Origin of the sequence: Hoylesella marshii DSM 16973 = JCM 13450, from assembly GCF_000146675.1 — a bacterium.
In the GTDB taxonomy this organism is placed as follows: Bacteria; Bacteroidota; Bacteroidia; order Bacteroidales; family Bacteroidaceae; genus Prevotella; species Prevotella marshii.
The window spans coordinates 1,049,551-1,071,774 of sequence record NZ_GL397214.1 but is presented as its reverse complement, the minus strand read 5'-3'; the positions used below and the strand labels follow the sequence as shown (position 1 = coordinate 1,071,774).

Genomic DNA, 22,224 nt, shown 5'->3' with positions numbered 1-22,224 from the left:
TCAATGTCGTGTTCGTTGTCCCAATCGTCTTCGTTGAAGCCCGGCCCGTTGGGAGTTACTTTCGGACTGCTGCAGATTAAACTTGTTTCTTCTGCTTCTACAACCTCACACCATGGTGCAAGATAAGGGAGCTTGTCTTCCTGTTTTCTTTTCATCTTATTTTACTTGTTTTGATTAAATAAATTAGAGTCATTTTTGCCTTTCCACACCTTGCAAAAGGGCATGAAAAAAGGAACAAAGGGAACTTACGAAAGCCCTTTGCTTATGGGGAATACACGCTGCCTTACGCGCGCGCGTACGATAAAATATCGAATGGCGGTTACGCCAGGTGCGAATGTGTGTGTGTGTGTGTTAGCAAATTATTTGGATTGACCAAATAATCGGCAATAAAATTTGCAAAAAAGTTTGCGTCTTTCTGCAATGCTACACTATGATTATATGTACACGCACTCGGCATCATTTTTATTCTTTTGTTTGAATGACGGCGGCAAAGGTAAGGAATATTTGCAAACCTCGCAAGCATTTCCTAAAAATATTGATACCTTTGCATCTTCGGAAATCATCATTGCAGCATGAAAACGTATAGCAGAGAAGAGGCGATAGCACGTATCGACCGATTGGCTGGCGAGGGAAAAGCCTTTATCTTCATCATAGATTATGAGGCAGAGCAGGCTTTCGTGGAGCTTGCCGATGAGGTAGACCCCAACGAATGCCTCTTCGATTTCGAGGGATTCACCAACATCCGTGGCGAAAAGCCCCGCGATTGTTCGCCTGTCCGCTTATCGGCCGACTATCCCTCGGCCAGCGATTATCGTCACAGTTTCGAGCTCGTGCGTTCCCATCTCTTGGCCGGCAACAGCTATCTCGCGAACCTCACCTGTCGCATTCCTGTGAAAACTTCGCTCACGATGCGCGATATATGTCTTCGTTCGCAAGCCCTTTATCGTCTTTGGCTTAAGGACAGGTTGGTTTGTTTCTCGCCCGAGACGTTTGTGCGCGTCAGCAATGGCATCATCAGTTCTTACCCCATGAAGGGCACGATTGATGCTTCCATCCCGCAGGCTGAACGCGTATTGATGGCCAATGCTAAGGAAGCTGCCGAACATGCCACGATTGTCGACCTTATCAGAAATGATCTCAGCATGGTAGCCGACCAAGTGTGCGTGCGTCGATACCGCTATATCGACCGTATAGAAACCCATCGCGGCGTGTTGTTGCAAACGAGTTCTGACATTGCCGGCCATCTCACGCCCCATTATCTCCGGCATTTTGGTCAGATGCTCTTCACGCTTCTGCCCGCAGGCTCTATCTCCGGTGCGCCCAAGACGAAGACCCTGCAAATCATCGACAATGCAGAGAACTACCGACGCGACTTCTATACAGGTGTCATGGGTTGTTGTGTGCAGGGCAGAATGAACAGTGCCGTCATGATACGCTTTATCGATCAAAGCGACGGACACCTGTTCTTCAAGGCCGGAGGAGGCATTACCGCCCAAAGCCGATGGAGCGATGAATACGAGGAAGTGAAGCAGAAAGTCTATGTGCCTATACATTGAAACCATCCGGATAGAAAGGGGGATGCCGCAGCGGTTGCCTTACCACGTAGCTCGAATAGAACGTACGCTGCGCGAACGTCATGGAAAAACCGCACCGTTACCGCTCGAGGAAGTATTGAAAGCCTGTCCGGCAATGGATGAGCGGGTAAAGGCGCGTGTGCTATACAATGCCGACGGTATCTTGAAAACCGAGTTCCAACCTTACCGCATGCGCTTACTGAAAAGTCTGCAATTGGTTGATGGCAACGAGGCCGATTACCGTTATAAAAGTGCTGACCGGAGTTTGTTCGAACGCTTGCTCGCTTTGAAAGGCGTATGCGACGACGTATTGATAGTTAGAAATGGTTTGCTCACCGATACGTCTTATACCAACATCGCTCTCTATGACGGTTATCAATGGTTCACTCCTGCTACTCCGTTGCTTGAAGGCACCATGCGCGCAAGTTTGTTGGATAGCGGTATGCTCATAGAAAAGGACATTCTGTTGTCCGACCTGCCGCATTATCAATACATTGCGCTCTTCAATGCCATGATAGATATGGGCGAGTTGGTGCTTCCCATTTCATGTGTTCACACGAAAAAACAGAGCCTTTCAGTTTGAAAAGCCCTGTTCTTTCGTTTCGTTTTTTGTCAGTCGTTCTTAAAGGCCACGACGTTTGTCAGGCTTCTGTCTAAGTAAAACGTCTGCGCGCATTTCTTTTCCGAACCTTGGATATTGGTCAGCCGATATGTCACACGAATGTAAATGAGTGTTCTCGGATGTGCCTCCCCCGTGTACTTGATGTCCTTTTTAAAGATGCCTTGCGTCTTTGCTTCTGCCCGCATCCTGTCTATTGCGGCGGCGGAAACGTGGGTCGTAGAATCTATCTTTGAGTATTCCAAGTCGGAGAGGTCGCCTTGCACCAGATTCTCGTCAAGAAAGGCCGATACGGTTGCTTTGGCATCGTGTGCCTGTCCGCACCCCATCAGTAGCAGAACGACAGCCATCAAACCGGCTGCGGCTGTTTTATAAAAGTGCCGTATCTTCATCGTTTCGGCGTATTCTTCAGCATTTCCAGCAAATGATCCCAAACCATCTGCACCGTAGGTATAAGCAGGCGCTCATCGGGAGAGTGCACTCCACGCAATGTCGGGCCGAAAGATACCATGTCGAGGTTGGGATAACGTTGCGAGAACAGGCCGCATTCCAGTCCTGCATGGATGCCTAACACCTGTGGTTCTTTGTGGAATACGTTCTTGTAGGCTTCTACAGCAAGTTTTGTCAATTCGCTGTTCGGGTTCATCTTCCATGCCGGATAGCCGTCAGACTGCGACACTCGTGCGCCGGCAAGCTCAAAGACGGCTTTCACAGTGTTGGCCATATTCGTGCAGTTACTCATCACATTCGACCGCTGGCTGGCAACTACGGTGATGTCTTTTTCTCCCATTTCCACACTGGCCACATTGCTTGATGTTTCTACCAGCCATGCGATGGCCTCGTCCTGACACATGGTCAGTACGCCGTTATATACGCCCTGCATGCAGAGAATGAAGTTTCTCGATACGTCTTTGGGCAACACTTTAGCAGCAGGAGCTTCTTCTATGGAGAATTGTATAGCAGGTTCCGTTACATGGAATTCGTCTTTCACTGCTTCTGCAAACACTTTTAAGTCTTCTTTCAGTTTCTCTTTCGCCTCTTTGGAAACGGCAAATACTGCGTGTCCATGTCTCGGGATGGCATTGTGCATCTTGCCTGCATTGAAGTCGGAGAGCTGTAATCCGTATTTCTCCTGTGAGAAATAAAGGAAACGAGCCAGCAGTTTGATAGCGTTGGCGCGCTTTTTATTGATGTCATCACCGGAGTGTCCACCGGTCAGACCTTGTACGGAAACTTTCAGAAACACTGCCTCTGCCGGTGCATTCTCACGCTCAAAGGAGAACACGGCTGTGGTAGTGATGCCGCCGGCACAAGAAACGAAAATCTGTCCTTCGTCTTCCGAGTCAAGATTAATCAGCATATCGCCGGTCATAAAACCTGCTTCCAACGCGTCGGCACCTGTCAGTCCCGTCTCTTCATCTGTGGTAAAGAGACATTCTATCGGGCCGTGTTCAATGTCGTTGCTATCCAATACTGCTAACTCAATGGCCACTCCGATACCGTCGTCGGCACCTAATGTCGTGCCTTTGGCCTTCAACCATTCGCCATCTACATAGGTTTGAATGGCATCTTTCTGAAAGTCGAAGTCAAGGTCGGGCAGCTTTTCGCATACCATGTCTACATGGCTTTGCAGAATGAGGGTCTTTCTGTCTTCGTAGCCTTTGGTGGCCGGCTTGCTAATCAGCACGTTTCCGGCTTTATCTACTTTTACCGGAAGATGGTGCGATTTGGCAAAATCTACCAAATAAGCTACGATTTTCTCTTCATGTTTTGATGGTCTGGGAATCTCATTGATTCTTGCGAATTGTTCAAAAACGCAGATAGGCTTTAAATCACTTTTATTCATTATTAATGTAGTTTTGAGGGTTTTTCTTAAAGAAATACTTACCTTTGCATAAGCTAAGCTGCATTCGGCAATTTGTAAGCGAACTTACATTGCGCTCATTTGCATGTGCTTTGCAGAAGCTAAGTTGCTTTCCAAGGTATAGGTCATAAGGCCTTATCACTGCAAATTTAAGAAAAATGATGGAAATAATCCTATTAACGGTGTTAATAATTGCTATTGCTATGGCATTATTAAGCGTGAAAGTGATACTGAAGAGAAACGGTTCTTTCGCTTCACAGCATATACACGACAACCCGCACCTGAGAGACCAAGGCATCCATTGCGTGATAGAACAAGACCGAGAAGCACGTATCGCACCCCGTACAAGTATCAAAGAAAGAAATCATACACCTATTTAATAAGTAAAATGAACAAGAAAAACTTTTTCTTAACTATGGCTGTGGTTGCTGCAACTACAGCGACAGTATCGTCTTGCGATAAATCTCGTCAGCAGACGGTTGAACCTGCACAAGCCGCAAAGCCTGCTGCCGGCAGCATGAAGATAGCCTATGTAGAGGTAGATTCTATCATGTCGCAATACGAATTCTGTAAAGAATACTCGCTGATTCTTGAAAAGAAGAGGCAGAACATTCAGAATACTGTGGCACAAAAGGGACGTACCTTGCAAGCCGCGGCAGCTAATTTTCAGCAGAAAGTACAGCAAAATGCCTATACAAGGGCGCAGGCAGAGGCCATTCAGGCCGGTTTGCAGAAGCAAAACGACGACTTGCAGGCCTTGCAACAACGCCTCGGAAATGAGTTCCAGACAGAGACCGATAAGTTTAATCAGGCTTTGCGCGACAGCATTCAGCACTATCTGGCTGTTTACAACAAAGATAAAAAATACTCGCTGATACTCAGCAAGCAGGGTGATAACCTGCTGTATGCCGATAAGAGCTATGACATCACCGACGAAGTGGTAGCCGGCTTGAATAAGGCATATAAGTCTCAGGTTAAAAAAGGCGGCAAGTAAAATGCGTTTGTGCAACCTATTGCTGTTCAGCAGGATAGGGTTTCATAGACGCGAGGAAAACGATTGTCGTGAGAAAGCATAGCTTTTACCGCGTAAAAGCTATGCTTTCATCGCCTTAGAGCTATGCTTTTACAGGATGAAAGCTATGCTCTGTCATTTTTGCAGATAAAGGAGAAGCATCAACAGGCAGACTTGCTCATGTGTAAAAGTTCTTTTAGGGTGGGTTGCCCCATTGTCTTTCCCTTGGAGAGTAGGGAAAGACCGTTTCACAAAAGACAACGGATGATATGGAGAAAGTAAAACTCGGCGACTTCAATCGCCTGTTTGTAACCAAAGAAGTAGACTTCGGCGTATATCTTGAAGGAGGCGACGAAGGAGAAATACTCTTGCCTTCGCGCTACGTACCTGCTGATTGTAAGATAGGCGAAGAGTTGGAAGTGTTTGTCTATCTCGACCAAGACGAGCGATTGGTAGCCACTACACTCACCCCTTTGGCTAAGGTGGGAGACTTTGCATGTTTGGAAGTGGCATGGACAAACCAATATGGTGCTTTCCTGAAATGGGGGCTTATGAAAGACCTCTTCTGTCCTTTCCGTGAACAGAAACGCAGGATGGAAACGGGAAACCGTTACGTCGTGCATGTGCATATTGATGAAGAAAGCTACCGCATTGTAGCTTCTGCCAAGGTGGAACATTACTTCGACAGGCAGAAACCTGCCTATCGGCATGGTGAAGAAGTAGATGTGATGATATGGCAGAAGACCGACCTTGGTTTCAAAGCCATCATAGACAATCGTTATCCTGCACTTATTTATGAGAATCAGGTATTTAAACAAGTGCACACGGGAGACCGAATGAAAGGTTATATCGACCGTGTAAGACCCGATGGGAAGATAGATGTGAGGCTGCAACCCGATGGACAACGCCATGCAAAGGACTTTGCCGATACGCTGTTGCAGTATCTGAAAGACAATGGAGGTACGTGCGAATTGGGCGATAAAAGTGATGCCGAAGAAATAAAACGGTGCTTCCAGGTCAGTAAAAAAGTGTATAAACGTGCTATCGGCGACCTTTATGCCCGTCGTTTGATAGTCATTAGCGATAAGGGGATTACCCTTTCATAAGGCCTCGGCTCTTTTCACACCCGTTCAATGCTGCTTATGAAACAACGAATCATCCTCTCCCAAGACTTGGAAAGCGACTTGGCAAAGGCTTTGGCGGTCTGCTGCCACGACCGTATCTTCGTGCTTACCGATGAAATGACGGAAGCCCTCTGTTGGCCGTTACTTAGCCGGTTTCATATGCTTCGAGACGTTCGCCTCATTACCATCAAGGCTTCCGACAGTCATAAAAGCCTCGACAGCCTTGTAAAGGTGTGGACTTCATTGAGTAACGGAGGAGCTACACGCCATTCATGTCTCATCAATTTAGGGGGCGGAATGGTGACTGACTTGGGTGGTTTTGCTGCTTCTACTTTTAAACGGGGCATCGATTTTATTCAAATTCCTACCACTTTGCTGGCCATGGTGGATGCTTCCGTGGGGGGAAAGACGGGCATTAATTTCAATGGATTGAAGAATGAAATAGGCGTTTTCAATGAAGCTGCCTGCGTGTTGCTCAACACTCGCTTTCTTGAAACGCTCGATGAAACGAATATACGTTCAGGTTATGCCGAGATGTTGAAGCATGGTCTCATCAGCAACACACAGATGTGGGCGGATTTACTCTGCTTTGATTTAGCGCAACCCGACCTCTTTCGTTTGCAGGAAATGGTGGGATCAAGCGTGAAAGTGAAAGAGAATATCGTGAGAAAAGACCCCACCGAACGCGGAATTCGTAAGGCTTTGAACTTCGGCCACACAGTCGGTCACGCCTTCGAAGCATGGTCTCTGGCCGTAAAACGTCCGTTCTTGCATGGCTATGCCGTGGCTTTCGGCCTCGTATGCGAGCTTTATTTGAGTGTCGTCAAGCAGGGATTCCCTGTTGAAAAGATGCGTAAAACGGTACGATTCATCAATGATTATTATGGAAAACTCGACTTTTCCTGCGACGATTACTCCGCATTGATAGCTTTGATGCACCATGATAAGAAGAACGAAGCAGGGCAGATCAATTTCACCCTCTTAGCCGATGTGGGCGATATACACATCAATCAAACCGCGACAGAAGAGGAAATAACAGATGCACTCGACTTTTATAGAGACGGAACGTAAAGCAAACGAGACATCGGGATTCACCTTTTATATATAATAAGGTGTAATCATAAAAGACAAAACATCATTTTCAATCATTCAATCATATGCAATACATTGACATCGCTCTTAAGTTAATGACCGGAATGGTCGGTATCCTTTTCTTTCTTCGCATAGCCGGTAAGGCGCAAATGGCGCAGATTACTCCTCTCGACACTGTGAGTGCATTTGTTATCGGAGCACTTGTGGGAGGTGTCATCTATAACCCCGACATGTCTGTATGGCATATATTGTTCGCTTTGGCGGTATGGACATTCTTTAATTTGTTTATCCGTTTCTGTATGAGGTCTTCTCTTTTAAGGCGCATTATCAAAGGAGACAGCGTATATTTGGTGAAAAATGGCATATTGAACTTTAAGGTTTTCAAGCGCAATAGCTTGGAAATGGAGCAATTCAGGGTGCTTTTGAGACAGAAGGGAGTATTCTCCATGTTCGATGTAGATGACGTTCGGTTTGAAACAAACGGAGCTATCACGGTATCAGAGGTGGGGAAAGTGGCCGAATCTTATCTGCTTGTAAACAACGGAGCCATTGTAAACAGTACGTTGGCACACTGCAATCGTACCCGTGCATGGGTGCTTCGCAACATCAAGAACCATGGTTACGACTCGCCATCAGACCTCTTTTGCATGGAATGGACACCGCGAAAAGGACTTTATATCGTAGCGAAGAACGGCGATGTGAAGCGTGGTAGTGAGGAAGTAACTGCCGAAGAACTCCTCGATGAGGTGTTGAATTGAGTCTCGAAAGCGAGGAGTAATGCCCTTACTCCTTGTTTTGTGTTGCGTGAAGGAGCCTTACCATGATGTTTGCAGCATGGTAAGGCGCTTGTGAATGGCCTATTTTTTCTTGTACTTCTCTATATGCTTGCAGCATGATGGCTCGTTGCGGATGGCCGGGAAGAATACGTTCCAACTCATTGGCGATGTTCTCCATGCTGAAGCGATCTGCCAAAAGTTCGGGTACTATCTCGCAATCGGCGATGAGATTGACCAGCGATATATACTTCACTTTGATGATATGATGGAATGCAAAGCGAATGAGATGGGGTACGGGGGTCTCGTAACAAACCACTTGAGGTACGTTGAAAAGTGCTGTTTCCAAAGTGGCGGTACCGCTGGTGACGAGTGCCGAAACGGCGTGAGACAAGAGCGGATAAGTCTCGTTGTAAACGATGGGTACATCGCAGCCATTCATGAAGCGTTCGTAATATGTCCTTTCAATGGTCGATACGCCGGCAATCACGGGTTGATAGTCGGGGTATCGGCTTGCAGCCGCTATCATAGCAGGCAGATTATCCTTAATCTCCTGCCGCCGACTGCCTGCCAATAAGGCGATGATAGGTTTGCCATTGAGGTGATTCCGCTCACAGAATGCAGCACGATGCTCTGTGTATGATGCCTTGAAAAGTGCCACCTCTTCGGCTGTAGGATTACCTACATAATGCACGGGGAACCGGTGTTTACCCTCATAAAACGGCACTTCAAAGGGTAGGATGCAAAACATCTCGTCAACATCTCTCTTGATGCTCCTGATGCGATATTCTTTCCAAGCCCATATTTTGGGAGAGATGTAGTAATAGACCGGTATCTTTGTGTGGGCGCGAACATGCTTTGCAATGCTTAAATTAAAGCCCGGATAGTCTATTAAGATAACAGCATCGGGGTTCCAAGTTCGTATATCGCGCTTACAGAAAGCCATATTCCTAAATATGGTGGGCAGATGTAGTAATACGGGAACAAAGCCCATATACGCCAAGTCCTTATAATGCTTCACGAGAACGCCGCCTTCCGCTGCCATTTTATCACCGCCAAAGAAGCGAAATTCGGCCTCTTTATCGGTTTCTTTCAGTGCTTTCATTAGGCGAGAAGCATGAAGATCGCCGCTGGCTTCGCCTGCTATCAAGTAATACTTCATCTTTTCTAACGTGTTGAAAGCCAGCTTCCTATTCGTCGAATTTCCAGCCTTTGATACGTTCGAGCATCGCATAGTCGGTTACGTCGATACGTGTTGGCGTAACAGCCACATAGCCATGTGTCACAGCCCAATTATCTGTATCCTCTGCATAAGGCTCTTCGTTGGTGTATTCTCCTGTGAGCCAATAGTACGAATAGCCTCTGGGATGCTCGCAACGCACCACTTCATTGCCCCACATACCTTTGGCCATACGACACGAACACACCCCTTTAAAACTGTCGCAGACAGGGAAATTCACGTTTAAACACGTGTTTTCAGGCAATGGCTCTTTGAGAACACGACCCACAAACTGCCTGACAAGACTTCGCAAAGGTGCAAAATCAGCGTCGTCAGCATGGTTGCAAAGTGAGAAAGCGATGGCCGAAATACCTTTCATGCAGCCCTCCAATGCCACACCCATTGTGCCCGAATAGTGCGTATTCACAGAGGCATTGTCGCCATGGTTGATGCCTCCGAGCACGAGGTCGGGTTTCCTGTGGGGCGTTAGCTCGCTGAGTGCGAGTTTCACACAGTCTACCGGTGTGCCGTTGCATGACCATACAGCTGCTGAACCGATGTCTTTTCGCCGTTTCAAGGTAAGGGGGAGAGTGGCCGAAAAGGCACATGAAAAGCCCGAACGTGCCGATTCGGGGGCACAGACCAATACTTCGGCCATGTCTTCTATCATCCCTACGAGTGAGCGAAGTCCTTTTGCGTGGTATCCATCGTCGTTGGAAATCAGTATCAACGGTCTTTTTTGCTCTTTCATACTTGCGTTTATTTTGTCTGCAAATGTACGAAAAAACCTTTAATATACCTGTTTCTCACATAAAATATATAACTTTGTAACCGAATCAACGAATGAGAAGAGACTATAAAATGGGAAAAATCATAGCTTTAGCGAATCAGAAAGGCGGTGTGGGAAAAACCACAACGACCATTAATCTCGCAGCTTCTTTGGCTACGCTGGAAAAGAGTGTGCTCGTAGTAGATGCCGACCCGCAGGCCAATGCCTCAAGCGGATTGGGCGTAGACGTGAAGAATGTGGAGTGTTCTCTTTACGAATGTATCATCGATCATGCAGATGTAAGGGATGCCATCTATACCACCGACATCGAAGGACTTGACATCATACCCAGTCATATCGACCTTGTGGGAGCAGAGATAGAAATGTTGAACCTCGATGACCGTGAGGCCGTATTGCGTCGTTTATTGGCTCCTATCAAAAACGACTACGACTATATCCTCATCGATTGTTCGCCTTCGCTCGGTCTTATCACAGTCAATTCGCTTACGGCGGCCGATTCTGTCATCATCCCCGTTCAGTGTGAATACTTTGCACTCGAAGGTATCAGCAAGTTGCTGAATACCGTTAAAATCATCAAAAGCAAGCTGAATCCGCAATTAGAGATAGAGGGTTTCCTGCTGACGATGTACGACAGCCGCTTGAGACTTGCCAACCAAATCTACGATGAAGTAAAGCGTCATTTCCAAGAATTGGTATTCAAAACCGTCATACAGCGTAATGTAAAGCTCAGCGAAAGCCCCAGCCACGGTTTACCCGTTATCCTTTACGATGCCGACTCTACCGGAAGTAAGAATCATTTGGCACTGGCGAAGGAAATTATCAATAAGTCCGAATAGTCTCTCTCACAGCAGTCTTCCCGCAAAAGGACAGATACCCGTTTGAGAGAGCATAGCTTTTACGCTGTCAAAGCATAGCTCTGATGCGCCGAAAGCATAGCTTCAATACGCTGAAAGCATAGCTTTTGCGAAGTGAGAGGTAACTTGTTTTAAATCAATACGTTGCAGACGTAATAATAAGAAATAAAGAATTGTGGGCGCGAAGCCCGTTAAACGCATAGATATACCATATGGCAGTACACAAGAAATTCAATGCATTGGGGCGCGGTCTCGATGCGCTTATTTCCACGGAAAGTGTCCGTACACAAGGCTCCTCTACCATCAATGAGATTGCGATTGAGCAAATAGAGGCCAATCCGAACCAGCCTCGTCGCGAGTTCGATGAGGAAGCGTTGCGTGAATTAGCAACCAGCATCCGCGAAATAGGTATCATCCAACCCATTACGCTTCACCAAGTAGCAGACAATAAGTTCCAAATCATAGCAGGAGAGCGTCGTTGGCGCGCCTCACAGCTGGCCGGTTTGAAATCCATACCAGCCTATATACGTACTGTGAGCGATGAGAACGTGATGGAAATGGCACTCGTGGAAAACATACAACGCGAGGATTTGAATGCCATAGAGATAGCTCTGGCCTATGAACACCTGATGGAAAAATCGGGAATGACACAGGAAAAAGTGTCGGGAAGAGTAGGGAAGAGCCGCGCGGCAGTGGCCAATTATCTGCGCCTTTTGAAACTTCCTGCTCAAGTGCAGATGGCTTTACAGAAGAGAGAGATAGACATGGGACATGCCCGGGCTTTGTTAGCATTGTCGAGCCCCTCGCTTCAAATACAGTTGTTTAAAGAGATTCAAAAGAATCAATACACTGTTCGTAAGGTAGAAGAAATCGTGCAACGGCTTAAGAACGGCGGCGATGAAGAAGTGGGAAAGAAAAGAATTGCAGCCAAAACAAAGCTACCGGAGGAATTCGACTTACTGAGGAAACGTTTGTCAGGCTTTTTAAGTACGAAGGTTCAGATGACCTGTTCCGCCAAAGGGAAAGGAAAGATAAGTATACCCTTTGCGAATGAAGAGGAGCTGGAGCACATTATGCGCGTTTTCGACAAACTGAAAGAAAAGTAAAACGTGAGCGTTTGCATCAAAAGAAGATTCCGTTCGGGCATTATTGTCTGTATCTTGTTCACGGCATGTTGTATCTCTGCCGGTGCACGAGAACGCATCGGTGAACCATCTGTTGGGTCTTCTGATACGATAATGAAGGAGAAGCAGACGGTAGAAACGTTGTCTCCGGTGCTTCTTACGCATGCAGACAGTATGAGCATTTCGATGAAAGACAGTCGGAAAGTTCGTAAACCACACGATTGGACAACATGGAAGCCCGACCCGAAGCGTGCTCTTTGGCTCGCGTTGGTACTGCCCGGAGCCGGTCAGATTTATAATCGGAAGTATTGGAAGTTACCCATCGTTTACGGTGGATTTGTGGGATGTGCATACGCTATACGCTGGAATAACCAAATGTATCATGACTATTCGCAGGCGTATATGGACATTATGGACGACGATCCCACCACGCAGAGCTACAATAAGTTCCTGCATTTAGGGGCAACCATTACTCCCTCGAACATGGCACAGTATCAAACCGTGTTCAAAAAGCGTAAAGACCGATACCGAAGATATAGGGATTTGAGCATATTCACTTTGATTGGCGTGTATGCTCTCTCTGTCATCGACGCATACGTGGATGCTTCATTATCGGAATTCGATATATCCGAAGACCTCAGTTTGCGGGTAGAACCGACTGTTATCAATGCCACCGATGGCAGGTCGCTGATGAGGTCGAACGGTATAGGCATACATTGCAGCCTGACTTTCTAACCTATAAAAGAACAAAACAACAGGAATGAAACCATTGAGAAAAAGGAGTTGTCTATTCATTGCCGCATTGCTGTGTGGCAGTATGGGCGTGGTCAACGCGCAGACAGACAACGATGAAGAGATAACCGTAAAGAACAAAGACGGAAAGGAGAGCATCATCGACGTACCGGAAGGTATGACCGTAGGACTTGACTCCCTGCTGATGCTGTACAACTCCCAACTTTATCTGCATCCCGATACCACCTGCGAGACGCACGACTATAACCCCGTGTTTGAAAAAGAGGTGTATATCGACCGACTGAAACGTATCCCTTGTATCATAGAATTGCCTTACAATGACATCGTTCAGCAATTTATCGACCGATACAGCGGCAGGCTTCGCCGGTCTGTCAGTTACATGTTGGGGGCTTCCAACTTCTATATGCCCATCTTCGAGGATGCTTTGGAAGCCTACGGACTTCCGCTCGAACTGAAGTATTTGCCGGTTATCGAGTCGGCATTGAATCCCAATGCCGTGTCGAGAGTAGGGGCAACAGGGCTTTGGCAGTTTATATTGAGCACGGGAAAGCGATACGGTCTTACCGTAAATTCTTTGGTAGACGAACGCAGAGACCCTGTGAAAGCCTCGTATGCAGCTGCTCATTACCTGAGCGATCTTTACAAGATATTCGGCGATTGGAATCTTGTCATCGCAGCATATAATGCCGGTCCCGACAACATCAATAAGGCGATACATCGCTCTAACGGAAGTACCGACTATTGGCAGATATACCCTTATCTTCCGAAAGAGACGCGAGGATATGTACCGGCCTTTATTGCCGCTAATTATATCATGAACTATTACGGCGAGCACAATATCTGCCCGATGATTACGGATTTGCCTGTCAAGACAGACACCGTAATGGTGAATAGGGATGTTTACTTTGAACAAATCGCCAGAGTCTGCAATATCAATATCGAACACTTACGTTCTCTGAACCCACAATATCGTTGCGACATCGTCAACGGCTACGCATCGCCCTCTGCTTTGCGGCTTCCCGTAGCAGAAATCAGTACCTTTATCGATAACGAAGACTCCATTTATGCCTATCAACCCGAAGTGATGCCGGTAAGAAGAAATGAGGTAGACGTGAATGAAGCCGTGCCTGTCATACAGAGAAGCAAACCGGTTGTGACGTGGAAATATGCTGGCAGACGTTATGGAAAACACAAGAAAGGAGCAAAAAAGGTTCGTCGCGAACGAAGTAAAAGCATTTCCGTGCGCAACGGAGATACCCTTTCGGAAATTGCAAGACGCAATAAAACGACGGTAAAGCAGCTCCGGCGGCTCAATAAAATCAATGGAACAACCATTAGAGCAGGCAAGAAAATACGTATTAAGTAAAGCAATCGTTAGGGGCGGACTGTCATGTCCGCCCATCACCTGATACCTTATTAATATATAGAAGAGCATGATGATGGACGAACAGCAGAAAAATGAGCATACGATTGACGAGGAACAAATGGTGAATAGTGCTTTTCAGCATTTGTTGGATACCTATCTTGCCTCGCGACATCGTAAGAAAGTAGACCTCATTACCAAGGCTTTCAACTTTGCCAAGCAGGCACATAAAGGGGTGAAGCGTCTGTCCGGCGAACCTTATATCATGCATCCTATTGCCGTGGCGCAGATTGCCTGTGAGGAAATGGGGCTGGGTTCAACCAGTATCTGCTCGGCTCTCTTGCACGATGTGGTGGAAGATACAGACTATACAGTTGAGGATATAGAGAATATCTTTGGCCCTAAGATAGCACAAATTGTGAACGGTCTGACCAAAATCAGTGGCGGACTGTTTGGTGATTGGTCATCAGCACAGGCCGAGAACTTTAAGAAACTGCTCTTGACGATGAGCGATGACATTCGTGTGATTCTCATTAAAATATGCGACCGCTTGCATAACATGCGCACATTGCAGTCGCAACCTGCCAACAAACAATACAAAATAGCGGGAGAAACACTGTATATCTATGCACCGTTGGCCAACCGATTAGGGCTAAACAAAATAAAAACAGAACTCGAAGACTTAAGTTTCAAGTACGAACATCCCGAAGAATATGCCGCGATAGAGAAAAAACTTTCACTTACACAGGTGCAGCGTGATGCCTTGTTTGCACAGTTTACCGCTCCGATACGTGAAACTTTGGACAAGATGGGCATCGCTTATCAGATAAAAGCGCGAGTGAAGAGCCCTTATTCTATTTGGAATAAGATGCAGACCAAGCACATCACGTTCGACGAAATCTATGATATTTTAGCCGTGCGCATTATCTTTACGCCCAAGAAACGTGAGGAAGAAATCAACGAATGCTTCCAAATCTATGTGGCGATGAATAAGATTTACAAGTCGCATCCCGACCGTCTGCGCGATTGGCTCAATCATCCGAAAGCCAACGGGTACCAAGCCTTACACGTTACATTGATGAGTAAGCAAGGTCGTTGGATAGAAGTGCAGATACGAAGCGACCGCATGGACGAGGTGGCCGAGCAGGGATTTGCCGCCCATTGGAAATATAAAGCCGGTGGAGAATATACGGAAGACGAGAAGGAACTGAATAATTGGCTGCGCACAATCAAAGAGATTTTGGACGATCCGCAGCCCGATGCCATGGACTTCCTTGATGCCATTAAACTCAATCTCTTCGCTTCCGAGATATTCGTCTTTACGCCCAAAGGTGAAATAAAGACCATGCCCGCCGGTTGTACAGCTCTTGATTTCGCTTTTCAGATACATACGGTACTTGGAAGTCATTGCATCGGTGCTAAGGTAAACCACAAATTGGTACCGATGAGCCACAAGTTACAGAGCGGAGACCAAGTGGAGATACTTACGTCGATGTCGCAACACGTGCAACCCGCTTGGATTCATTTCGTTTCTACAGCAAAGGCGAAGGGAAAGATATTGGCTATTCTTCGCAGAAACGACCGTGAAATACAGAAGAAAGGCGAAGATATTCTTACGCAATGGCTGAAAGAGAACAACTTGGAACTGACGGCTTCCGTGCTTGATAAACTGTGTGAAACGCACGGAATACAGACACACGAAGCACTGTTACAAAGTATCGGTGAAAAGAACATTACGCTCGGAGATAAAGATTTGGATGATTTGCACGGAAAGAAGAAGAACAGCAACAACTTCGCATGGCGCAAGTACGTGCCTTTCCTTGGAAATGACAAGAAGAGAGAAGCCCCCCCCGAGGCGGAAAATAGAATCGTGGTAGGCGAGAACTTCAACCGAAAGAAACCCATTTTTATCTCCGAAGACAACATCAATGGTTACATCTTCCCCTCTTGCTGTCATCCCATCCCGGGCGACGATGTGCTTGGTTATATCGACACGAAGCAGCGTATAGAGATTCATAAGCGTAGTTGCCCCGTGGCAGCGAGGCTCAAATCGAGTTTCGGAAACCGCATATTGGATGCCAAATGGAACATGCACAAACAGCTCTATTTCGATGCCACCATCCGCATACGAGGCATTGATCGCAAAGGAATGTTGAAAGACATATCGGGCGCGATTACCGATCGTTTCAATGTAGACATCAAAAAACTTGTTTTTGAGGGGCATGAAGGCATCTTCGACGGCAGTGTGGAACTCCGCATACACGACAGAGAAGACGTGAAGCGCATCATGGAAGACCTGAAAAACATCGACGGTATGAAAGAGATTCAGCAGATTGTCTGATGCCGCAGTGCAGTGTTCGTCGGCCGTGAGGGGAGCTTTAGCAAAAAAGAGACGGAACTTTTGTACGGTTCGCGATTAATCATTACATTTGTATTTCAGAATTCAATGCAACAAAGATATGATAGACATTAAAGCAACACTTAGCGAAAGCGAAGAGAGAATGGAAATGGCAGCCATGTTCTTAGAGGAGCAATTGGCACGCATACGTGCCGGACGCGCCAACGTTGCCATACTCGATGGAATTAAAGTAAATTCATATGGCTCGATGGTTCCTTTGAATCAGGTAGCCAATGTCGCTGTTCCCGATGCACGCACCATTACCGTTCGGCCATGGGATAAGAAAGCCATCAAAGACATTGAGAAAGCCATTATGGACTCCGATGTAGGCATTACGCCCGAAAACAACGGAGAAATCATCCGTTTAGGTATTCCGCAACCCACCGAAGAACGTCGCCGCGAGCTCTCGAAACAATGCAAAGCCATTGGCGAGAAAGCCAAAGTAGAGGTGAGGAACGTACGTGCTGACGTGAAAGAGAAGTTGAAGAAAGCCATCAAAGACGGCCTTTCCGAAGACAACGAGAAAGATGCTGAAGACGCACTCCAGAAGATACACGACCGATACATCAAGAAAATCGACGATTTATTGGTTGCTAAAGACAAGGAAATCATGACGGTTTAACACGTCATTCCTTTCTGTCGAAAATTGAGAGCAAAGGGACAAAGCACGGAAACGTGTTTTCTTTTAGCCCAAATCGTTCGTGAGACCTGTACAGATTTTGTTGGATTGTTGGGTAGATTGTCTGCCATCTTGTCGAAGGTGTAGCGGACTACGTCGAGAGAGGAAGGCAGACAAGATGCCGACAAGCGAACAGAAGATGACAGAAAACGATGGAGTCCATATAAAGATGGTAGATAAATACTCTCATGACCGATTGGGACTTAGATATTTCCGGTAAATTTTTTGCCATCGTCCTTTCGCTCTCAATTTCCCATTTTTACCCAACCCATCTCAATTCTTTGTCTCATTTTCCCCATGCAAGGGCTCGTTATCAAAAATACAGGCAGCTGGTACACCGTGCGAACCGATGACGGACGCATCATCGAAAGCAAAGTAAAAGGCAATTTTCGCATCAAAGGCATCCGCAGCACAAACCCCGTTGCCGTGGGCGATCGTGTGCAGATAACCGTCAATTCACAAGGAACGGCTTTCATCACAACCATTGAAGAGCGACGGAACTACATCATCCGAAAGGCCGCCAACTTATCTAAGCAGAGCCATATATTGGCCGCCAATGTAGACCAAGCCTTCCTCATTGCCACCGTCAACTATCCCCAAACCTCGCTTACGTTCATTGATCGCTTCCTCGCCTCGGCCGAGGCTTACGATGTGCCCGTCGTTTTAATCTTCAACAAATGCGACCGCTACAACGCCGAAGAACTTCGCTTTCTCGACCGACTCACCGACCTTTACCGACAAATAGGTTACGACTGTCGGTGTATTTCTGCCGTTTCAGGCGAAGGAACCAATGCCCTCTTTCCCATCCTTGCAGGCAAAGTAACCCTGCTCAGCGGCAACAGTGGAGTAGGGAAAAGCACGCTCATCAATCGATTGCTGCCCGAACAAAACCTTCGCACCGCCGAAATATCCGATGCTCACAACACAGGTACCCACACCACCACCTTCAGTGAAATGATAGAACTTCCCGCAGGAGGCTACATTATCGATACCCCCGGCATCAAAGGCTTCGGCACTTTCAATATGGCACCTCACGAAATATGCAGCTACTTCAAGGAAATCTTCGTATACGCAAAGCATTGCAAATTCAGCAACTGCACCCACACGCATGAACCCGGCTGTGCCGTCTTGCAAGCCGTGGAAAGCCACCACATTGCCCAAAGCCGCTACCGGTCATACCTCAGCATGCTCGACGACAAAGAAGAAAACAAGTATCGCGATGCATTCTGATATCCATCTTCCCGCCGCATCTTTCGTCTTGCTTATATATCCCACAATCGAAGCCGGACGAACGGCGGTCGGAGAACCATCATATCGCCATTAGACAGATTACAATGGACATACAAATCATTCGGAAACAATACGGAAAACTGCTGCAAAGCACAGCACTCACAGACCTGTTCGCCGACAAACGCATCACGACCATTCGTCTCGACGGGCTTACCGGCTCCGCACCCGCCATGCTCTTTGCCGGTTTGATGGAAGAAATTACACAGACGCTTGTCTTCGTTTTGCCTGACCTTGACGAGGCAGGATATTTCTACCACGACCTCACACAACTGCTCGGACAAGAGAACGTGTTGTTCTTTCCCTCGTCATATCGACGTGCCGTGAAATATGGGCAGCACGATCCGGCCAATGAAATCCTGCGAACAGAAGTACTCTCGCGCATCGCAACGAAAAGGACTGAGGCTCTCTATATCGTCACTTATCCCGAAGCTATGGGAGAAAAAGTTGTTTCCTCCTCGCAACTCAACCAGCACATGATGACGCTCCGCACAGGAATGAGCATCGACGTGATAACCCTCGGCACAACCCTGCGAGACCTCGGATTCACGGAAACTGACTATGTCTATGAACCCGGGCAATTTGCCCTGCGCGGCAGTATTCTCGATATATATTCCTACAGCTGCGAATTTCCCTTCCGAATCGACTTCTTCGGCGACGAGATAGAAACCATACGCACCTTCAACGTAGAAGACCAACTCTCCAAAGAACAAAAAAACAGCGTCGAGATTGTGCCCGAACTATCGGCCGTCAAGACCGAGAAGATACCGCTGACAGACTTCCTTCCGTCCGACAGTATTATCGTGGCCAAGAGCATCCGCTACATACAAGACCGCATCGAACGCATCTACCGCGACGGATTCTCATCGCAAGCATTGGCCGAACGCTTGGAGGGAATCCCCGAACAGGAACGACAACAACGCGTGGAAGAGATACAGCAAGAGTTCCAATTTCTCACCGCCTCGCAATTCATCAATGGCATCTCTGCACTCAAACAAGTGGAATTCGGACAGCACGACACCGCCGACGCTCAAGCCGTACTCCACTTCGACACCGCGCCACAACCCCTCTTTCACAAGAACTTCGACCTCCTGATGCAGACAATGGAAGACTATCTGCTCCGAGAATATCACCTCTATATCCTTGCAGACAGCCCCAAACAAAATCAACGACTGAGAGACATCTTCGATGAAAGAACCCTCGAAAAAGCCAAAACAGCAGGCAGCATCTCGCATAGCTACATCGACTTTACACCTGTAGATAAAACCCTGCATGAGGGATTCATAGACAACAACGCCAAAATATGCTTCTTCACCGACCACCAAATCTTCGACCGATTCCATAAATATAACCTCCGCAGCGATGCAGCGCGAGCAGGCAAGATGGCGCTCACAATGAAAGAACTGCTGGAAATGGAAACAGGCGACTACATCGTGCATGTCGATTTCGGCATCGGAAGATTTGTCGGACTTGTGCGCGTCGCAACAGAAACAGGCTACCAAGAGGTTATCCGCATCGCCTATCAACACAACGACAAGGTGGATGTCTCCATCCATTCGCTCCACAAAATCTCCAAATACCGCAACAGCAATACCGACGAACCGCCTCGTCTCAGCACATTAGGCACCGGAGCATGGAACAGACTCAAAGAAAGAGCCAAGAAACGCATCAAAGATATAGCACGCGATTTGATACAACTCTATGCCAAACGACGCCATATCAAAGGGCATGCGTTCAGTCCGGACTCGTCATTGCAACACGAATTAGAAGCGAGTTTCCTCTACGAAGATACACCCGACCAGCTGAAAACCACGCAGGAAGTCAAAGCCGACATGGAGAGCGAACGACCGATGGACAGGCTCGTGTGTGGCGATGTGGGCTTCGGCAAAACCGAAATCGCCGTCCGCGCTGCATTCAAAGCCGCCTTCGATGGCAAACAGACAGCTGTTCTCGTGCCGACCACGGTGCTGGCTTTTCAGCATTATCGCACCTTCTCCGAACGGCTGAAATTATTTCCCGTGCGGGTCGATTATCTATCCCGCGCCCGCACTGCTTCGCAAATGAAAAGCATCCTCGAAGACCTCGCAGCCGGAAAGATAGACATCCTCGTGGGAACACATAAGTTGGTCAGCAAAAATGTGGTGTGGAAAGACCTCGGCTTGCTTGTTATCGACGAGGAACAGAAGTTCGGCGTGTCGACCAAAGAGAAACTGCGCGCCCTCAAAGCGAACGTCGATACGCTTACAATGTCGGCCACGCCCATCCCTCGCACCTTGCAGTTCTCGCTCATGGGTGCAAGAGATATGAGCATCATGCGTACTCCTCCGCCCAATCGTTATCCTGTGTGCACGGAGATTGCCACCTTTAACGACGACGCGATGTACGATGCTATCGAGTTTGAGATGAGTCGAAACGGGCAGACGTATGTGGTCAACAACAACATTGCGCAGTTGCAGAACATCGCCGACAGCATCGTTCAGCATATACCCGATTGCAGGGTCGTGATAGGCCACGGACAAATGTCGCCGAGCCGTCTCGAAGCCGTTATCATGGGATTTATGAACCACGACTACGATGTATTGCTTTCCACCACTATTATAGAGAACGGTATAGATATTCCGAATGCCAATACCATTATTATAAGAGGTGCCCAGCACTTCGGTCTCTCCGACCTTCACCAGATGCGGGGCAGGGTGGGGCGTTCCAATCGCAAAGCCTTTTGTTATCTGATTGCGCCCCCGCTCGTTACTGTCAACAATGAGGCACGCCGTCGTCTCGAAGCGCTGGAAATGTTCTCCGGTCTCGGCAGCGGATTCAATATTGCCATGCAAGACCTCGATATACGAGGAGCAGGCAATCTGTTAGGGTCAGAACAGAGTGGATTTATAGAGGATTTGGGCTACGAAACGTATCAGAAAGTATTGAGTGAGGCCGTGACGGAGTTGAAAAATGACGAGTTTTCAGACCTGTATGCAGAGGAAATGCAAGACGGAAAGCAGCCGACGGGCGACGATTTTGTGGACGATTGCGCCGTGGAGAGCGACTTCGAAATGTATTTCCCCGACACGTATGTGCCCGGAAGCAGCGAACGGATGCTGTTGTATCGTGAACTCGACAATCTGAAAGACGACAACGAGATGGAGAACTACAAACGCCGGCTGGAAGACCGCTTTGGTGCGGTGCCCAAAGAGGGGCTTGAGCTGATGCGCGTGGTTGAGCTTCGGCGTGTAGGGAAACGCTTGGGGTGCGAGAAACTCATTCTTAAACAAGGACAGATGCAGATGCAGTTTGTGAGCAATCCCGAAAGTGCGTACTATAAGAGTAAAGTCTTCGACAAAATCATTGCTTATCTCATGGTGCATGCCCGCGACTGCAATCTGAAGGAGATAAGGGGAAAGCGCAGCATGGTGGTTGCCCATATCCACTCTGTCGGCCAAGCTGTCGAAACGCTAAAAGCAATAGAAAAGACCGAGGCTTAGTCGCTTTTGCGCTTTCTTTCATGTGCGTATATTTAGTTTCCCTTTTTATATTTCTTTTCCCAATATTTGGCTGTTCCAAAAGTTTGTTATACCTTTGCCGCCGTGAAACAAATAAACAATTATAATACGATGATGAATGAGACGCAGAAAAAAGTATGTTTTTCTGCATCTTTTAACGCTTTATATTTGCATACACCGGAAAAAAGTGTAACACACACAC

Annotated in this window: 19 protein-coding genes; 15 read left to right on the top strand and 4 right to left on the bottom strand. The window is 47.4% G+C overall.

Annotation, left to right across the window (positions count from 1 at the left end):
- The first annotated feature begins 572 nt into the window (after positions 1 to 572).
- Both HMPREF0658_RS04450 and HMPREF0658_RS04445 read left to right on the top strand, forming a co-directional pair.
- Positions 573 to 1,556 carry an aminodeoxychorismate synthase component I gene (locus HMPREF0658_RS04450; RefSeq protein ID WP_006948905.1) on the top strand — a complete coding sequence of 328 codons (984 nt, stop codon included), beginning with the start codon at positions 573 to 575 and terminating at the stop codon, positions 1,554 to 1,556.
- On the top strand, positions 1,540 to 2,157 hold the full coding sequence (locus HMPREF0658_RS04445; RefSeq protein ID WP_006948904.1) for an aminotransferase class IV: 618 nt from the start codon (positions 1,540 to 1,542) through the stop codon (positions 2,155 to 2,157). Before HMPREF0658_RS04450 ends, HMPREF0658_RS04445 begins: the two co-directional genes overlap by 17 nt.
- A 29-nt stretch (positions 2,158 to 2,186) precedes the next feature.
- On the opposite strand, the gene HMPREF0658_RS04440 is transcribed toward HMPREF0658_RS04445, so the two are convergent.
- On the bottom strand, positions 2,187 to 2,585 hold the full coding sequence (locus tag HMPREF0658_RS04440) for a hypothetical protein (protein ID WP_006948903.1): 399 nt from the start codon (positions 2,583 to 2,585) through the stop codon (positions 2,187 to 2,189).
- The gene (locus tag HMPREF0658_RS04435) at positions 2,582 to 4,039 is read right to left on the bottom strand and encodes an aminoacyl-histidine dipeptidase (protein ID WP_006948902.1); all 1,458 of its coding nucleotides are present in this window, start codon (positions 4,037 to 4,039) and stop codon (positions 2,582 to 2,584) included. The genes HMPREF0658_RS04440 and HMPREF0658_RS04435 overlap by 4 nt, the downstream gene beginning before the upstream one ends.
- 176 nt (positions 4,040 to 4,215) lie before the next feature.
- Here HMPREF0658_RS04435 and HMPREF0658_RS04430 point away from each other — a divergent pair, with 176 nt between their 5' ends.
- The 5 genes from HMPREF0658_RS04430 to HMPREF0658_RS04410 all read left to right on the top strand — a co-directional run bounded on the left by HMPREF0658_RS04430 (position 4,216) and on the right by HMPREF0658_RS04410 (position 8,043).
- Positions 4,216 to 4,437 (top strand): hypothetical protein, encoded by a 222-nt coding sequence (locus HMPREF0658_RS04430; protein WP_024990967.1) that lies wholly within the window; start codon positions 4,216 to 4,218, stop codon positions 4,435 to 4,437.
- 8 nt (positions 4,438 to 4,445) lie between these two features.
- Positions 4,446 to 5,051 (top strand): OmpH/Skp family outer membrane protein, encoded by a 606-nt coding sequence (locus HMPREF0658_RS04425; protein WP_006948900.1) that lies wholly within the window; start codon positions 4,446 to 4,448, stop codon positions 5,049 to 5,051.
- Between the two features lie 287 nt (positions 5,052 to 5,338).
- Positions 5,339 to 6,175, top strand: a complete 837-nt coding sequence (locus HMPREF0658_RS04420; RefSeq protein WP_006948898.1) for a CvfB family protein — start codon at positions 5,339 to 5,341, stop codon at positions 6,173 to 6,175.
- 36 nt (positions 6,176 to 6,211) lie between these two features.
- On the top strand, positions 6,212 to 7,264 hold the full coding sequence (gene aroB / locus HMPREF0658_RS04415; RefSeq protein ID WP_024990968.1) for a 3-dehydroquinate synthase: 1,053 nt from the start codon (positions 6,212 to 6,214) through the stop codon (positions 7,262 to 7,264).
- Between the two features lie 86 nt (positions 7,265 to 7,350).
- Positions 7,351 to 8,043, top strand: a complete 693-nt coding sequence (locus HMPREF0658_RS04410) for a DUF421 domain-containing protein (RefSeq protein WP_006948896.1) — start codon at positions 7,351 to 7,353, stop codon at positions 8,041 to 8,043.
- A gap of 25 nt (positions 8,044 to 8,068) precedes the next feature.
- Here the strand turns inward: HMPREF0658_RS04410 and lpxB are convergent, their stop codons facing one another.
- Positions 8,069 to 9,220: a lipid-A-disaccharide synthase gene (gene lpxB, locus HMPREF0658_RS04405; protein ID WP_006948895.1), complete on the bottom strand. Its 1,152-nt coding sequence runs from the start codon at positions 9,218 to 9,220 to the stop codon at positions 8,069 to 8,071.
- 28 nt (positions 9,221 to 9,248) lie between these two features.
- Entirely contained in the window at positions 9,249 to 10,028 is a 780-nt protein-coding gene (surE, locus tag HMPREF0658_RS04400; RefSeq protein ID WP_006948894.1) for a 5'/3'-nucleotidase SurE, read from the bottom strand.
- A 110-nt stretch (positions 10,029 to 10,138) separates the two neighbouring features.
- Here surE and HMPREF0658_RS04395 point away from each other — a divergent pair, with 110 nt between their 5' ends.
- The 8 genes from HMPREF0658_RS04395 to mfd all read left to right on the top strand — a co-directional run bounded on the left by HMPREF0658_RS04395 (position 10,139) and on the right by mfd (position 22,004).
- On the top strand, positions 10,139 to 10,903 hold the full coding sequence (locus HMPREF0658_RS04395) for a ParA family protein (RefSeq protein WP_024990969.1): 765 nt from the start codon (positions 10,139 to 10,141) through the stop codon (positions 10,901 to 10,903).
- Between the two features lie 230 nt (positions 10,904 to 11,133).
- Positions 11,134 to 12,027 carry a ParB/RepB/Spo0J family partition protein gene (locus HMPREF0658_RS04390; RefSeq protein ID WP_006948892.1) on the top strand — a complete coding sequence of 298 codons (894 nt, stop codon included), beginning with the start codon at positions 11,134 to 11,136 and terminating at the stop codon, positions 12,025 to 12,027.
- 132 nt (positions 12,028 to 12,159) lie between these two features.
- On the top strand, positions 12,160 to 12,780 hold the full coding sequence (locus HMPREF0658_RS04385; protein ID WP_244860902.1) for a DUF5683 domain-containing protein: 621 nt from the start codon (positions 12,160 to 12,162) through the stop codon (positions 12,778 to 12,780).
- A 25-nt stretch (positions 12,781 to 12,805) separates the two neighbouring features.
- Positions 12,806 to 14,164, top strand: a complete 1,359-nt coding sequence (locus HMPREF0658_RS04380; protein WP_006948890.1) for a lytic transglycosylase domain-containing protein — start codon at positions 12,806 to 12,808, stop codon at positions 14,162 to 14,164.
- 67 nt (positions 14,165 to 14,231) lie between these two features.
- Entirely contained in the window at positions 14,232 to 16,502 is a 2,271-nt protein-coding gene (locus HMPREF0658_RS04375; protein WP_006948889.1) for a RelA/SpoT family protein, read from the top strand.
- Positions 16,503 to 16,620: 118 nt separating this feature from the next.
- Positions 16,621 to 17,181: a ribosome recycling factor gene (gene frr / locus HMPREF0658_RS04370; RefSeq protein ID WP_006948888.1), complete on the top strand. Its 561-nt coding sequence runs from the start codon at positions 16,621 to 16,623 to the stop codon at positions 17,179 to 17,181.
- Between the two features lie 354 nt (positions 17,182 to 17,535).
- Positions 17,536 to 18,468, top strand: coding sequence for a ribosome small subunit-dependent GTPase A (gene rsgA / locus HMPREF0658_RS04365; RefSeq protein ID WP_006948887.1), 933 nt, complete (start codon positions 17,536 to 17,538; stop codon positions 18,466 to 18,468).
- Between the two features lie 104 nt (positions 18,469 to 18,572).
- Positions 18,573 to 22,004 carry a transcription-repair coupling factor gene (mfd, locus tag HMPREF0658_RS04360; protein WP_006948886.1) on the top strand — a complete coding sequence of 1,144 codons (3,432 nt, stop codon included), beginning with the start codon at positions 18,573 to 18,575 and terminating at the stop codon, positions 22,002 to 22,004.
- Positions 22,005 to 22,224: the final 220 nt, after the last annotated feature.

What these genes read in the sequence shown, in the direction of transcription:
- HMPREF0658_RS04450 (WP_006948905.1), top strand. Translation starts at nt 573, where the DNA reads ATGAAAACGTATAGCAGAGAAGAGGCGATAGCACGTATCGACCGATTG.
- HMPREF0658_RS04445 (WP_006948904.1), top strand. Translation starts at nt 1,540, where the DNA reads ATGTGCCTATACATTGAAACCATCCGGATAGAAAGGGGGATGCCGCAG.
- HMPREF0658_RS04440 (WP_006948903.1), bottom strand. Translation starts at nt 2,585, where the DNA reads ATGAAGATACGGCACTTTTATAAAACAGCCGCAGCCGGTTTGATGGCT.
- HMPREF0658_RS04435 (WP_006948902.1), bottom strand. Translation starts at nt 4,039, where the DNA reads ATGAATAAAAGTGATTTAAAGCCTATCTGCGTTTTTGAACAATTCGCA.
- HMPREF0658_RS04430 (WP_024990967.1), top strand. Translation starts at nt 4,216, where the DNA reads ATGATGGAAATAATCCTATTAACGGTGTTAATAATTGCTATTGCTATG.
- HMPREF0658_RS04425 (WP_006948900.1), top strand. Translation starts at nt 4,446, where the DNA reads ATGAACAAGAAAAACTTTTTCTTAACTATGGCTGTGGTTGCTGCAACT.
- HMPREF0658_RS04420 (WP_006948898.1), top strand. Translation starts at nt 5,339, where the DNA reads ATGGAGAAAGTAAAACTCGGCGACTTCAATCGCCTGTTTGTAACCAAA.
- aroB (WP_024990968.1), top strand. Translation starts at nt 6,212, where the DNA reads ATGAAACAACGAATCATCCTCTCCCAAGACTTGGAAAGCGACTTGGCA.
- HMPREF0658_RS04410 (WP_006948896.1), top strand. Translation starts at nt 7,351, where the DNA reads ATGCAATACATTGACATCGCTCTTAAGTTAATGACCGGAATGGTCGGT.
- lpxB (WP_006948895.1), bottom strand. Translation starts at nt 9,220, where the DNA reads ATGAAGTATTACTTGATAGCAGGCGAAGCCAGCGGCGATCTTCATGCT.
- surE (WP_006948894.1), bottom strand. Translation starts at nt 10,028, where the DNA reads ATGAAAGAGCAAAAAAGACCGTTGATACTGATTTCCAACGACGATGGA.
- HMPREF0658_RS04395 (WP_024990969.1), top strand. Translation starts at nt 10,139, where the DNA reads ATGGGAAAAATCATAGCTTTAGCGAATCAGAAAGGCGGTGTGGGAAAA.
- HMPREF0658_RS04390 (WP_006948892.1), top strand. Translation starts at nt 11,134, where the DNA reads ATGGCAGTACACAAGAAATTCAATGCATTGGGGCGCGGTCTCGATGCG.
- HMPREF0658_RS04385 (WP_244860902.1), top strand. Translation starts at nt 12,160, where the DNA reads ATGAAGGAGAAGCAGACGGTAGAAACGTTGTCTCCGGTGCTTCTTACG.
- HMPREF0658_RS04380 (WP_006948890.1), top strand. Translation starts at nt 12,806, where the DNA reads ATGAAACCATTGAGAAAAAGGAGTTGTCTATTCATTGCCGCATTGCTG.
- HMPREF0658_RS04375 (WP_006948889.1), top strand. Translation starts at nt 14,232, where the DNA reads ATGATGATGGACGAACAGCAGAAAAATGAGCATACGATTGACGAGGAA.
- frr (WP_006948888.1), top strand. Translation starts at nt 16,621, where the DNA reads ATGATAGACATTAAAGCAACACTTAGCGAAAGCGAAGAGAGAATGGAA.
- rsgA (WP_006948887.1), top strand. Translation starts at nt 17,536, where the DNA reads ATGCAAGGGCTCGTTATCAAAAATACAGGCAGCTGGTACACCGTGCGA.
- mfd (WP_006948886.1), top strand. Translation starts at nt 18,573, where the DNA reads ATGGACATACAAATCATTCGGAAACAATACGGAAAACTGCTGCAAAGC.